This window comes from Neisseria perflava, assembly GCF_024170405.1.
Classification (GTDB): domain Bacteria; phylum Pseudomonadota; class Gammaproteobacteria; order Burkholderiales; family Neisseriaceae; genus Neisseria; species Neisseria perflava_B.
The window spans coordinates 43,760-57,288 of the sequence record NZ_JALJYC010000006.1 but is presented as its reverse complement, the minus strand read 5'-3'; the positions used below and the strand labels follow the sequence as shown (position 1 = coordinate 57,288).

Here is a 13,529-nt window from a genome sequence, read left to right as displayed (position 1 = left end):
GTTGGACTTTTGCGCCAATAGTCCACTATTGGCGCAAAAGTCCGCCTTGTATTCGTATGATTATCCAACAAAAATCCATCTATCAATCTTATGAATACAGGTTCTTAAAATCGGCAAAGGCCGTCTGAAAATCATGATTTGATTTTCAGACAGCCTTTGCTTTTTATTTAAACCATTAAACGGCTGTTGGTGCTTGGCGGATTTTGCGGTATTTGCGCCACAGCCAAAAGGCCAGCAGCAACACGATGATGACCGCCAAAAACGGCAAGAACAGGCTCAATACCGCCATCACCGCCGCCATACCCGTTTCCGCGACGGAAACCACCGGATTGGCCAAACCTGCGGTCGTGACTGTGCTGGCGGCGCGGGTGGTGGCGCCTGCGCCTTTGATGGCCGCCGCAGCGCCGCCACCGGCGATGATGGCTAAAGTCCAAGTAACGGCAGGGCTGAGGTCGGCGGTGGTGGAGGCCATCACCGCCGTACCGGCCAAACCGGCCAGCGGTACGGCCAGGGTGTCCAGCAGGTTATCCAAAAACGGAATCAGATAAGCACCGATTTCGACCACGGTGGCTACGCCCAAAATAATCAGCGCGGGTGTAGAAGCCAGCCATTGGAAGTTTTCATTAATCGGCCACAGCCCGAAATAGGCCGACAGGCTCAACGCAAACAGCGGCAGAAACACGCGGAAGCCCGAGCTGGCGGCTAGGCCGATACCGAGGGCAATACTTAATAATGTGGTGAATGTCATGGGATTTCCTAAAGTCCGTCTGAAAACGGGTGCGGGTCGGGTGAGAATCTCAACGGAAATTCAGGTTAGGGCGTATCGGGTTTTGCCCCTGCATACCCCGTCTGCCTATTTATTTTACCGTAAACAGGCCGTCTGAACAGGCGTGAAACCAAATCACGGATTTTCGTTACACCGTTCAGACGGCCTCGGATTAATGTTTGCGCCCGGCTTCTTCGGCTTCCTCCGCCGCCTCATATGCCTCGACGATTTTCTGCACCAAAGGATGGCGCACCACGTCTTCGCTGGTGAAGGTATGAAAATACAGCCCTTCCACATCGCGCAGCTTTTCGCGTGCGTCTTTCAGGCCGGATTTGATGTTGCGTGGCAGGTCGATTTGGCTGATGTCGCCGGTAATCACGGCTTTGGCGCCGAAGCCGATACGGGTCAGAAACATTTTCATCTGCTCGGGCGTAGTGTTTTGCGCCTCGTCAAGAATCACATACGCGCCGTTTAAGGTGCGGCCGCGCATATAGGCCAGCGGCGCGATTTCAATCAAGCCTTTTTCCATCAGCTTGGTCACGCGGTCAAAACCCATCAAATCATACAGCGCGTCATACAGCGGGCGCAAATACGGGTCAACCTTTTGCGCCAAATCGCCGGGCAGAAAGCCGAGTTTTTCGCCCGCTTCCACCGCAGGGCGTACCAAGACAATGCGCTCGATTTGGTGTTTTTCCATTGCGTCCACCGCAGCCGCCACCGCTAGATAGGTTTTGCCGGTACCGGCCGGGCCCAAGCCGAACACCACGTCGTGATTCAATAAGGTGCGGATGTAGCCGTTTTGACGTGGCGTGCGCCCACCTATGCTGCCGCGTTTGGTGCGGAAATAATATTGCTGGTCGTGGGATTGCTCTTGGTGTTGCGCGTCGGCGGTTTTGGCTTCAACGGCGGCCAGTTGGATGGCGTTTTCCGGCAGATCGCCATGTTTGGCGGTTTCGGCCAGAGAGAGCAGGGCGCGGCGTCCGGCATGCGCCAATTCGCCCATAAAGGTGAAATGCTCGAAACGGCGGCTGATTTGGATGTCTAGCGCGTGGGCGAGGGCTTCCAGATTGCTGTCGAGTGCCCCGCACAGGCGTTGCAAAACGGTATTGTCGATGTCGTCAAACTGAAGGTGGACGGTATGGGTCATGTAGTTTGTATTTCCTGAATTTTTTCACGGGATAGAAAACGGCATTATAAACCCGCCGCGCCGCTTCGCCCATCTTTGCGCCGGATTTTTATGCTTTTAACGCGGGTTTGTTGCCATCTTTATGACTTGAAAATTTAGCTGAAATAGATTATAAACGCTAACCATTTTCATATTTATTTATATTTCAGACGGCCTGCCAAACCATGAGGCCGTCTGAAAAATCATCACACACCAATCATAAGGAAACGCAATGGGCAATTTGTGGCAGCAATACCAAAGCGCCAAAACCACTAGGCAGGGCATGTATTTTCCGCGCGAGGGTGCGGCGGATTTGGGCGTGAGCGAAGGCGAGTTGTTGGCCGACGCGCCGGATACGGTGTATCTGGGCGGCAATATCCGCGATATTGTATCGCGGCTGGCTGCTTTGGGGCGGGTGCAGTGCGTGGTGCGCAACGAGGTTTGCGTGCATGAGAAACAGGGTGTGTATGAAAACGTCAGTCTGGCACCGTCGGCGGGCATGGCGCTGAACATTGGCGGTATTGATTTGCGGATTTTCCCTGGGCGTTGGAAACATGCCTTAGCCGTTACCGATAAGAATGGGGAGAAGATATCCCGCTCTATCCAGTTTTACGATGAATTCGGTGTGGCGGTGCAGAAAGTGTTTTTGCGTGATGAGGCCGTGTCAGCGGCATGGGATGAATTGCTGGCGCAGTTTGCCGTAGCGGGCAAATCCGAATTTGTCCGCGCCGAACTGCTGCCGGTAGATATTCCCGCGCCCTTGTCGGCCGAACGTATTGCGGCATTTCAAGAACGCTGGCTGGAATTGAAGGATGTTCACCATTTCGGCGGGCTGTTGGAGAACTTTCATCTCGACCGTTTGGCGGCTTATCCTTACGCGCCCGCAGGTATGGCGGTTGCGGTGGGTAATGAGGTATGGCAGCAGGCTTTGGAAATGGCGCGGGATTCCGGCATCGAAATCATGATTTTTGCGGGCAACCGGGGCGTGGTGCAGATTCAGACCGGCAAAGTGCACAACCTCATCCGCGCACGTGGCTATCTGAATGTGTTGGACGGCAAAGAAGAAGGTTTCAGCATGCACCTGAAAGACGACGAAATTGCCGCAAGCTGGATAGTGCGCCGCCCGATACGCGACGGTTTTGTTACCTGTATCGAAGGTTTTGACAGCCGCCGCCGTACCGTCATCCAAATTTTCGGCCGCCGCACGGAAGGGCAGGGCGAGTTGCCGCAATGGACGGCAATCACCGATACGCTGATGGCTGCCGCTCTTCAGACGGCCGTCTGAAAAAACGTTGTGCCGAAACTAATCAAAGATGAGAAACATCAGGAAGAAAACGAGATGAAAACCTATTTGACAACCTTTTTACTGGCCGCCGCCCTGAGCAGCGCCGCCCACGCGCAGCGCATTGTGGTCATTACGCCCGATGTCGGCGATATTGTGGTGGCGCTCGGTGCGCTGGACGAAGTCGTCGGCCGTGACCAAACCGTGCAAAACACCGCCTTGCAAAGCAAACCCAGTATCGGCATATACCGCAATCTGACGGTCGAGCCGATAGTGGCGGCCAAACCTGATATTGTGCTGGGTTCATGGATGGCGCAGCCGGCCACGATATTCGACAGCCTGAAAAAAGCTGGTATCAAAGCGGTCAACGTCGCGCCGAATGACGACATCGCCGCCTATCCGCAAAGCATACGCACCACCGGCAAACTCATCGGCAAAAGCGCCCAAGCCGACAGGTTGGCGGCCAAGTGGCAGGCGGATATGAAGCCGCAAAGCGTCACCGGCAAGCGTTATCTGTTCAGCTACGACGGACGTTTGGTGGCGGGCAGAAACACCGCTTCCGACGAGCTGATTAAACGCGCCGGCGGTATCAATGCAGCAGCCGCCATAGACGGTATCAAACTGATGACGCGCGAAGCGTGGCTGGCGGCCAAGCCCGACATCATCATCATCGCCGACCACAATGCAGCCAAAATCGGTGGTGTGGCCAAATTTGCCGCGCAGCCGGAAATTGCCGCCTCCCCAGCCGCCAAAAACGGCAAAATCTATCTGTGGAAAGCCAACGACATGTTCCGCTACGGCCTCGATACGCCTCAAGTGGTGCAGAAATTACACGGTTTGGCGAAATAAGGCCGTCTGAAAAACATGAAACCGCCTATCCTGATTTTCAGTATCTTGCTGACTCTGGCTGCTGTTTATTTATGCAGCGGTATCGGTTTTGGTGAATGGCAGACACCCTTGGCGATGGATGAAACCGTGCGCCAAATCCGCCTGCCGCGCATTTATACCGCGCTTTTGGTCGGCGCGGGGCTGGCAGCCTCGGGCGCGGCTTTGCAGGCTTTGTTCGACAACCCGCTAGCCGACCCGAGCTTGATTGGCACGTCGGGCGGCGCGGCTTTGGGCGTGATTGTCGTGCTGGCTTTCGGCGGCGGTGCGCTGGGCGTGCCGCTGGCGGCCTTCCTCGGCGCTTTGGGTGTGTGTCTGCTGATTTTGGCGGTGCACCGGCTGATGGGCGGCGGCGCACTCGGGCTGCTGGTGTTGGGCTTTGTGCTGAGTGCGTTTTCCGGCGCGGTGGTCAGCCTGATTTTGTTTTTGTCCGATGATTTGGTGCTGCGCAGCGCCACCACTTGGCTGTCGGGCAGTTTGGCCGAAGCGGGTTTTACCCCGCCGTGGCTGGCGGCGGTAACGATGGCGGCAGGATTTCTGTTGCTGCTGGGCTGCGGACGGCGCTTGGATATTCTGATGACGGGGGAGGATACCGCCGTCAGCATGGGCGTGTCGGCTCATGCCATGCGCGTGCAGACCGTTATCGGGGCGGCGCTGATGACCGGCGCGGCGGTGTCGCTGGCGGGAATCATCGGTTTCCTCGGTATGATGGTGCCCAATGTGCTGGCGCAGACCGTCGGCGGCAGCCGCCGCAAGCTGATTGCGCTCTCGGCTTGGCTTGGCGCGGTGTTTCTGCTGGTGGTCGATGGTGCGGCACGCTGGGCGGCTTATCCGGTGGATGTGCCGGTGGGGATTATCATCGCGCTGTTGGGCGGGCCGTTTTTTATGTATCTGTTTATCAAACCGGTAAGGAAATAAGCCGTGACCGCTTCTTTTCAGATTCAGTCGCTGAATGTGACCGTGCGCGGTAAGGTGTTGCTGGACATTGGTACGCTGGATTTTCCCGTCGGCGCGAATACCGCCGTTATCGGCCCCAACGGTGCGGGCAAATCCACTTTGCTCAAAGCCCTGCTCGGGCAGACGGGCAAGGGCGGCGTGACCCTGTTCGGCCAAGCCGCCGCACCGCAAATCCGCCAAGGCTGCGTGGCTTGGGTCGGGCAGCACGGGCGTTACGCCATGCCGATGAGCGTGCGCGAATATGTCGGCTTGTCGGCATTTACCTATCAAGGCCGTCTGAAAAAACAGCCGCAGCAGTTGGAAAGTCTGCTGGATTACTTCGATATGCGCGATTTGGCCGACAAGCGTATCAGCAGCTTGTCGGGCGGTGAGCAGCAACGCGCCAACATCATCCGTGCCCTGCTGCAAAATGCGCCCGTGCTGCTCTTAGACGAGCCGTGCAACCACCTCGACATCCGCCACCAGCAAAAACTCATGCAATACCTGACACAGCACAAGCAGGATTTCAGCAGCATTATGGTGTTGCACGATTTGAATCTGGCCGCCCGCTACGCCGACCATATCATTTTGATGAACCAGGGGAAAATTTTTGCCAGCGGCAGTTGCGACGAAGTCATGCAGCCAGAATTGCTGCAAGAGGTTTACGGCTGGGCGGTCAAGCGTTTGCAGGATGAAGATGGGGTGTATTTCCGTGTGTAGCGAATGGCTGGTATGCATTCAAACCGAATGGTAACGGCGGTATTTGCTTGGATAGGAATCTCCATTTTGCCCTGATTTTTGTTGGAAGGGTTTATTTCAAACGATATGATTGGCTGCAATTTATTTTGCGGCAAAGGCCGTCTGAAATCTTTTCAGACGGCCTTTGTTGCTTTTGGGCAGTTTACAAAGCAGCTTTGATTTTTTCAATGATTTCCGCGTATTGTGATTCACTCAAATATTGGCGTTGCGGATTCATGGCAAACGGCGTGCCCCACTCAAAGTCATCGTTTTTGTATTTCGGTACCAAGTGGAAATGCAGGTGACAGCCGCCGTCGCCGTAGGCACCGTAGTTAATTTTGTCTGGGCTGAATGCGGCATGCAGCGCTTGCGCGGCACGGCGTACATCGTTAAAGAATGCGGCTTGTTCGTCGGGGCTGATGTCCACGATTTCCGAGACGTGGAATTTGGAAGCCACGATAACGCGTCCGGGGTGGCTTTGCTCTTTGAATAAGATGAGTTGGCTTTTATCTAAGTCGCAGATTTTAATGCCGAATGCGTCTAATAATTCGCCGCCGTCGCAATAGGCGCAGGGTTGTTTTGCGGTCATGCCGTTCTCCTTTTGGGTTTGTGGATGGGCGTTATTTTAGCATATTTGAGAACCAAAAAAGCTTGATTTTGATAAATTGGCATGCCAATTAAACGGATATTGATGTGCCGCAAACCAATAAATAGCAAAGGCCGTCTGAAAACGGATGTGTTTTCAGACGGCCTTTATGGAAGGGTGGTTAAGCCAAGGCTGCTTTTAGCGCTTTGTTGACATCGCTCATATCGGCTTTACCGGCCAACTGGGTTTTTAATACGCCCATCACTTTGCCCATATCAGCCATGCCTGCTGAGCCGGTTTCGCTGATGGCAGCGGCGACGGCGGCTTGGATTTCTTCGGCCGACATCATTTGCGGCATGTAGCGGTGTAACACGTCGATTTCGGCGTTTTCTTTGTCGGCTAAGTCGTTGCGGCCTGCATCGGCATAGATTTTGGCGGAATCTTTGCGCTGTTTGACCATTTTGGTCAGGATGGAAATGATTTTGGTATCGTCGGCTTCAAGACGTTCATCGACTTCAAACTGCTTGATAGCGGCGTTAATCAGGCGGATGGTGGGCAAAGACACGCTGTCTTTGGCACGCATGGCGGTTTTCATGTCTTCGTTGAGACGGGTTTTCAGGGTCATTTCAGGCTCTCTTTCTGATACGGTTATGGATAAGAGGCGTAGGGCAGGCGGCACAACCGAACGTGTGTTTGCTCAGATGATGTCGGTTCATTGCTAAAAAACAATATGGAATCATCACAGGCAAACCCGCATATTAGCCGTTTTCAGGATTTCGGCAGTGTGCCGCTTGCGTCATAAACAAAACACCGCAAAGCATCAGCCTTGCGGTGCGGTATTTCAAATCAAGGCTGCGCCGTGATTAGTACATTTTCGGAGGCAGTTGTTGGCTGCGCAGACGTTTTTGCAGACGTTTGGCGGCAGCGGCTTTTTTGCGTTTGCGCTCGGTAGTCGGTTTTTCGTAAGCTTCGCGAGCACGCAGCTCGGTCAACAGACCGGTTTTTTCTACGGCACGTTTGAAACGACGCATGGCTACTTCAAACGGTTCATTCTCTTTTACGCGGATTGCAGGCATTTTATTTCCTTCAAATTCAAAAAATTTATTAAAGGCCGTCTGAAAAATAAAGTAGATAAGGCAAACGGCCTGATTAAATGGGGTTGTCTTGTATCGCTGACTGCCTTGCGGCATGGCGGGATACGCGCCGTGATGTGAACATCACCTCCTAACAAGTCGGCTTTTTGCCGGATAGTCGGCTGTTTAAAAGCCGAAAAATAATTTTGCGATTATCTTATATTTCGGCAAGCGGTGTCAAGGTTGGCGGCGAGGATGATTGGTAAAGACGCAGCAACGTGTCTTTAATTTGCACTTTTGTTTTGCATGGTTACGTCGAAGCCGAGGTTTTGGGTGTCTGTTCGCTTTGTTTGTAGAAAAAGTTTGCCAGTAATCCCCCAATCATAAAAATCAGCGTGGCAAGCGCCAAGACGGTAAAGCTGCTACGCCAATGGCCGGATATTTGGTATAGCCAGCCGGTAATCATCGGGCTGATGGAAGCGATGATGTAGCCGATGGATTGGACAACGGAAGAGGTGTAGCGGTTTTCTTCTAGGGAAGCGGACTTGGCGATAATCAATGAGAAAATAATGACAAAGGCGCTGCCGCAACCGATACCGCCGGCGATGTCCCACAGCAGCCAATGTTGCGGCAGCAGGTAAAAGCCTGTGGGAACTAAAAACCAAGTAAGCCCACCGATGACAAACATCCAACCAATCGACAGATTAAACCATTTTTTCAATAGCGGCATGCCCATGCAGCCGACGAAACCCAGCAGGTGGAAAATGGAAACGATGACGCCGGCTTTATCATTGCTAAAATGCGCGTTTTGCACCAAAAATGTTGGCAGCCAGGCAACGATACCGTAAAAGGCGAAACTGTGTGCGGAAAACGCTAAGGTTAGTGCGATGACAGCCCGGATTTTTGCCGGAGAAAATTGTTTGAACGACATGCGGTTTTTGGCGGAAGTGATTGGTTTGGCTGCGGCATGCTTGGCTTTGCTGCTTTCGCGCCGGTAGCCGGGTATCCATAAAATCAGGCTCAATAAGGCAAACAAACTCCAAAAGGCGAGCGCCCAGCGCCAGTCGAACATGTGGGCGATAGGAACGGTCAGAGATGAGGTAATCATTCCGCCGAAACTCATGCCGAGTACCATGATACCGGTCATCATCCCAGCAGAGGATTTATAATCCCGCGCGATTACCAACAGCTCCAACAGGTTGCCCACGGTTAAGGCCAGACCAATCAGTATCGTCCCTGCCAGCATACAGCCGGTTCCGCCCAATACCCTGACGACAGAGCCGATTAGAACGTCTCCTAAAGTCAGCATAATGGCATTTTCAATGCCGGTTTTGCCGATGATTTTAGAAGCAAACGGTGTAAACAAGCCGAAACACAAAACCGGAATGGTGGTTAAGATACCGGCAAAAGCCGGGGTCATGGAAAGGGCGTTTTTGACTTCGGTAATCACCGGTGGGAGCGCGGTAATGGGCGCACGCAGATTCAGGGATAAGGTCAGGAAAGCCAAAAACATGATGAGTCTCATTTTTTGGCGGCGTTTTTTTGCCGATTGCATGAATAAACTCCATCAAGGGGTGGTGTAAATAAGCTGTTATCCGGCGGTAGGGCGCAGATAAGCGGATTGGGATAGAGCAGCAGATGTGTGTAGGCACTTATCCTGTGGGAAGAGATTGCCTATCGGAATGAGTAATAGAAAATTTGTAGTCTTACTGAGCGGGAAGTGCCGTTATCCGGTAATGCATAGGTGATATGGAAAGTAGTAACGGCTGGCAGTAAATCATTAATATTTAAATGTTAACATGGTCGCAGTAAGGGGGCAAGCCGATGCAGGTAGGCTTGGGACAAGCTGATAACAGAATGCCGTCTGAAAGAAATTTTCAGACGGCATTCTGTTTTATCAAGCATTAACCGCGCACCACTTTTCTGACCTGCGGAATAGCATGCAGGTTGTGGATGATTTGGTTGACCTGAGCCAAATCTTTGGCTTTGATGATAAAGCGGAACTCGATAAAACCTTCCGTTCCGGCTTGTTGGCGCGAGGGGGTTTCCACCGATTCGATGTCGGCATTGGCGCTGGAAATGGCTTGTGCCATCTGCGCCAAGAGGCCGTGCGCGTCTTCCGATTGGATTTGCAGGCTGACGCGGTAGCTTTGGCTGGAGATGTTGTCCCAATCTGCGTCAAGCTGTTGCTCTGGGTCGGTTTTGAGCAAGACGGGGCAGGTATCGCGGTGGATAATCATGCCTTTGTCTTTGACCAAGACGGCGCGGATGGGGTCGCCCGCAATTGGGTGGCAGCACTCGGCTAAGTGGACGCGTCCGCTGTCTTGGGCGTGCACTTTAATCGGGCTGAGTTTGATTTCGCTGCCAAAATGCTGTCCGGCCAGCTCTGCGATGTGCATGGCGACGGACACGGGTTGGGTACGCCCCATGCCGACGTTGTACAAGACTTCTTCAAATGAAGTTTGCTTCACCGACAAATCGGCCAGATATTTTTCCTTCAGGCTGTCTGACAGCAAAACATCTTTCGGCAGCAGGCTGGAGAGGGCTTTTTGCAGCAGGTTTTCGCCCAGAGTAATGGCGTCTTTGCGGTTCATGTTTTTGACGTATTGGCGGATGGCGCTGCGGGCGCGGCTGGATACGGCAAAATTGAGCCAGGCGGGATTGGGTTTGGCGTGTTCGGAAGTGATGATTTCCACCGAATCGCCGGTTTTCAATTTGGTGCGCAGCGGCACCATCGTATTATTGACGCGTGCGGCCACGGTGCGGTTGCCGACATCGGTGTGCACGGCGTAGGCAAAGTCAATCGGGGTGGCGCCTTTGGGCAGGGTCAGGATTCGGCCTTTGGGCGTAAGTACATAAATTTCGTTCGGGAACAAATCGACTTTGACGTGTTCCAAAAATTCGATGGCATTGGCGCTGCTGGCCTGCAAATCGAGGATGTTTTTCAGCCATTGGTTGGTGTGTAGCATGGCCTGGTCAACGGTGTTGCTGCCGGATTTGTAAATCCAATGTCCGGCCACGCCGCCTTCGGCGACGGCATCCATCTCCCGGGTGCGGATTTGCACTTCAATCGGCAAACCGTAAGGGCCGACCAAAGTGGTGTGCAGGCTTTGGTAGCCGTTGCTTTTTGGGATGGCGATGTAGTCTTTGAAACGGCCGGGTTTGGGCTGGTATAAATTGTGCAGCGCACCCAGCGCGGCGTAGCAGGCGGGAATGCTGTTGACGATGACGCGGAAGCCGTAAATATCCATCACATCGGCAAAACGCAATTTTTTCGCCAGCATTTTCTGATGGATGCTGTAAAGGTTTTTCTCGCGCCCTTTGATTTTGGCTTCGATGTTGGCCGCTACCAAACGCTGGCTGAACGCGCTCAAGACCTTGCCTACCACATCGCGGCGGTTTTTGCGGCTGTTGAACATCGCTTTGCGTAGGGTTTCGTAACGGCGGGGATGAATATTTTGGAAGGATAAGTCCTGCAATTCCTGATAGGCGTTGTTCAGGCCGATACGGTTGGCGATTTGGGCGTAGATTTCGAGGGTTTCTTTGGCGATGCGGCGGCGTTTGTCGGGGCGCATGGCACCGAGCGTGCGCATGTTGTGCAGGCGGTCGGCGATTTTGACCACAATCACGCGCACGTCTTTGGTCATGGCGAGAATCAGTTTGCGGAAACTCTCGGCCTGATGTTCGGCTTGGTCGTCGAATTTGAGTTTTTCCAATTTAGAAAGGCCGTCCACCATTTCGGCGATGGTGTCGCCGAATTCTGCTGCCATTTCTACTTTAGACACGCCGGTATCTTCCAATACGTCGTGCATGACGCCGGCGCACAAGCCTTGGATGTCCATGTGCCAAATCGCCAGCTGGGTGGCAACGGCTAAGGGATGGGTGATATAGGGCTCGCCGCTTTTGCGGGTTTGTCCGTCATGGGCATGGAAAGCGTAGGCCACGGCTTTTTCAAGCTCGGCCTGTTCGGTTTCGTTGAGGTAGGAGGCGGTGCGGAACAGCAAATCGCGCGCTTCGCTGGTCAACGGATCGTAGGGGGCGGTTGGCAGTGGGGCTGGCATTTTCAGACGGCCTCTCGTTGGGTGGTCGGACAGCGCTTTGGCGGGCGGAATGATTAACCGGCCAAAAGGCTATTGCTATTGATGGTACATCTGTGATGTGTACGGTGTCGGGCGGACGCTTGCCGCTTTTTGTTTTTATTGTGTTGATGTGTCAAACGCCGTTCCAAGCTGCGGCATGTCGGCCGTGCAGCTTGGTTTCGGGCAGGGAGGGTAGGCGGTTTGCCGTCCTCCGTTTTAATCATGCTGAAATTGCAAGCGGTTGCTTATTTGTTGCGGGTCAGCAGCTCTGCGCCAATCTGACCGGCGGCGATTTCGCGCAGCGCGGTAACGGTCGGTTTGTCGTTGCGCACATCGTCAACCAGCGGGGTGTTGCCGTTTTCCAGTTGGCGTGCGCGACGGGCGGCAATCAGGGTCAAGTCGAAGTGGTTGGGGATTTTACCGGTGCAGTCTTCAGTGGTAATACGTGCCATGTGGTGCTTTCTTTCGTTAAAAATAAAAATGGGAATATGCTATTTTCGCTGTTTTTTAGGAATTTTCCAACAGCTTTGCCAAAAAAGCCTGTTGCGCCGCTTTTTGCAGGCGGCGGGCATTGATGATGTGCAAGAGGTCGGCTTCGGCTTTGTCCAAATCATCATTGACGACAATATAGTCGAAATGCGCCGCCTGTTCGATTTCACGGCGGGCTTCGGCCAAGCGGGTATGGATGACCTCTTCGCTGTCGGTGCCGCGCCCTTTCAGACGGCCTGCCAGTATATCCAACGACGGCGGCAGAATGAAAATGCTGCATGCCTCGGGCAGGGCTTGGCGCACCTGCTCGGCGCCCTGTACGTCGATTTCCAAAATCACATCATAACCTTGCGCACTCAAATCGTTTACACCGGCAATGCTGGTGCCGTAATAATTGCCGAACACATTGGCGTGTTCCAAAAAGGCCTGCTGCGCAATCAGCGATTCAAATTCGGCTTTGGGCACGAAATGGTAATGCACGCCGTTTTGCTCGCCCTCACGCGGCGGGCGCGTGGTGTGGGAAATGGAAACGCGCAAGTCGGCGTTGTTTTTCAAAAGGTGCGAAACCAGCGTGGTTTTGCCGGTGCCGGAGGCAGCGGAAATGATGAAAATATTGCCTTTTTTCGGTGCTTGCATGATGAAGTGTTCGGGTTGGTCAGTTATGGCAAAGTATATCACAGCAGCCGCACCTTTTCGATATTCAGACGGCCTTGGCGCTGTGTTACAATCATGCCCGTTGATTGATTGGGACAGACCATACATGTTGATTCATCCTGAAGTAATGGGCGTGGACGCGCTGGCGGAAAAAATCCGCAAAATCGAAAACTGGCCGCAAGAAGGCATTTTATTTCACGACATCACTCCGGTGCTGCAAAGCGCCGAATATTTCCGCCTGCTGGTGGATTTGCTGGTGTACCGCTATATGGGGCAGAAAATCGACGCTGTGGCGGGTTTGGATGCACGCGGCTTTATCATCGGCGCAGCGCTGGCTTACCAGCTCAACGTCGGTTTCGTGCCCATCCGCAAAAAAGGCAAGCTGCCGTATAACACCGTGTCGCAAAGCTATTCGCTGGAATACGGCGAGGCCACGGTGGAAATCCATACCGACGCCATCAAAGCAGGCGACCGCGTGTTGGTGGTGGATGATTTGGTAGCCACCGGCGGCACCATGCTGGCGGGTGTGGAATTAATCCGCAAACTCGGCGGCGAGGTGGTGGAAGCGGCGGCGGTATTGGAATTTACCGATTTACCGGGCGGCAAGAAAATCCGCGCTAGCGGTGTGCCGCTGTTTAGTTTGTGTCAGAACGAAGGCTGTATGTAACTAAGCGGTTTTATATACAAGGCTGTCTGAAAATGTCAGAGCAGGATTTCGCCGTTTTCAGACGGCCTTTGTTGCACCCAGACTGATTGAAAATGTAAATATAAGTTTGGCATTCGGATATTCAGAGTAAATCATTTAGAATAAGCAGATATTTGCTGTACCTGTTGGAACAGGTATGAGTAAAACAACAAATAAACCGATACGACCGG

Annotated in this window: 14 protein-coding genes; 5 read left to right on the top strand and 9 right to left on the bottom strand. The window is 53.4% G+C overall.

What is annotated here, in order from left to right; all coding sequences use genetic code 11:
• Positions 1–175 precede the first annotated feature (175 nt).
• Positions 176–748: a DUF4126 domain-containing protein gene (locus J2T37_RS03540; RefSeq protein ID WP_253353815.1), complete on the bottom strand. Its 573-nt coding sequence runs from the start codon at positions 746–748 to the stop codon at positions 176–178.
• A gap of 190 nt (positions 749–938) precedes the next feature.
• On the bottom strand, positions 939–1,913 hold the full coding sequence (locus J2T37_RS03535; RefSeq protein WP_253353814.1) for a PhoH family protein: 975 nt from the start codon (positions 1,911–1,913) through the stop codon (positions 939–941).
• Positions 1,914–2,163: 250 nt separating this feature from the next.
• Between J2T37_RS03535 and J2T37_RS03530 the strand changes: the two genes are divergently transcribed.
• Genes J2T37_RS03530 through J2T37_RS03515 form a run of 4 tightly spaced genes read left to right on the top strand, consistent with a single transcriptional unit; the run spans position 2,164 to position 5,754 of the window.
• Positions 2,164–3,216 carry a ChuX/HutX family heme-like substrate-binding protein gene (locus tag J2T37_RS03530; protein ID WP_253353813.1) on the top strand — a complete coding sequence of 351 codons (1,053 nt, stop codon included), beginning with the start codon at positions 2,164–2,166 and terminating at the stop codon, positions 3,214–3,216.
• A 54-nt stretch (positions 3,217–3,270) separates the two neighbouring features.
• A complete protein-coding gene (locus tag J2T37_RS03525; RefSeq protein ID WP_253353812.1) occupies positions 3,271–4,062 on the top strand; it encodes a heme/hemin ABC transporter substrate-binding protein in 792 nt (263 codons plus the stop codon).
• A 15-nt stretch (positions 4,063–4,077) separates the two neighbouring features.
• Complete coding sequence (locus tag J2T37_RS03520) at positions 4,078–5,016, top strand: FecCD family ABC transporter permease (RefSeq protein WP_253353811.1); 939 nt, start codon at positions 4,078–4,080, stop codon at positions 5,014–5,016.
• 3 nt (positions 5,017–5,019) lie between these two features.
• Positions 5,020–5,754 carry an ABC transporter ATP-binding protein gene (locus J2T37_RS03515; RefSeq protein WP_253353810.1) on the top strand — a complete coding sequence of 245 codons (735 nt, stop codon included), beginning with the start codon at positions 5,020–5,022 and terminating at the stop codon, positions 5,752–5,754.
• Positions 5,755–5,935: 181 nt separating this feature from the next.
• Here the strand turns inward: J2T37_RS03515 and J2T37_RS03510 are convergent, their stop codons facing one another.
• The 7 genes from J2T37_RS03510 to gmk all read right to left on the bottom strand — a co-directional run bounded on the left by J2T37_RS03510 (position 5,936) and on the right by gmk (position 12,635).
• A complete protein-coding gene (locus J2T37_RS03510; protein ID WP_253353809.1) occupies positions 5,936–6,361 on the bottom strand; it encodes an HIT family protein in 426 nt (141 codons plus the stop codon).
• Positions 6,362–6,539: 178 nt separating this feature from the next.
• Positions 6,540–6,983: a GatB/YqeY domain-containing protein gene (locus J2T37_RS03505; RefSeq protein WP_253353808.1), complete on the bottom strand. Its 444-nt coding sequence runs from the start codon at positions 6,981–6,983 to the stop codon at positions 6,540–6,542.
• Between the two features lie 238 nt (positions 6,984–7,221).
• Positions 7,222–7,434, bottom strand: a complete 213-nt coding sequence (rpsU, locus tag J2T37_RS03500; protein WP_003680926.1) for a 30S ribosomal protein S21 — start codon at positions 7,432–7,434, stop codon at positions 7,222–7,224.
• Positions 7,435–7,741: 307 nt separating this feature from the next.
• Positions 7,742–8,944: an MFS transporter gene (locus tag J2T37_RS03495; protein WP_253353807.1), complete on the bottom strand. Its 1,203-nt coding sequence runs from the start codon at positions 8,942–8,944 to the stop codon at positions 7,742–7,744.
• 391 nt (positions 8,945–9,335) lie between these two features.
• Complete coding sequence (locus J2T37_RS03490; RefSeq protein WP_253353806.1) at positions 9,336–11,492, bottom strand: RelA/SpoT family protein; 2,157 nt, start codon at positions 11,490–11,492, stop codon at positions 9,336–9,338.
• 263 nt (positions 11,493–11,755) lie between these two features.
• Complete coding sequence (rpoZ, locus tag J2T37_RS03485; protein ID WP_253353805.1) at positions 11,756–11,962, bottom strand: DNA-directed RNA polymerase subunit omega; 207 nt, start codon at positions 11,960–11,962, stop codon at positions 11,756–11,758.
• 55 nt (positions 11,963–12,017) lie between these two features.
• The gene (gmk, locus tag J2T37_RS03480) at positions 12,018–12,635 is read right to left on the bottom strand and encodes a guanylate kinase (RefSeq protein ID WP_253353804.1); all 618 of its coding nucleotides are present in this window, start codon (positions 12,633–12,635) and stop codon (positions 12,018–12,020) included.
• 124 nt (positions 12,636–12,759) lie between these two features.
• Between gmk and J2T37_RS03475 the strand changes: the two genes are divergently transcribed.
• Positions 12,760–13,320 carry an adenine phosphoribosyltransferase gene (locus J2T37_RS03475; protein ID WP_253353803.1) on the top strand — a complete coding sequence of 187 codons (561 nt, stop codon included), beginning with the start codon at positions 12,760–12,762 and terminating at the stop codon, positions 13,318–13,320.
• Positions 13,321–13,529 lie beyond the last annotated feature (209 nt).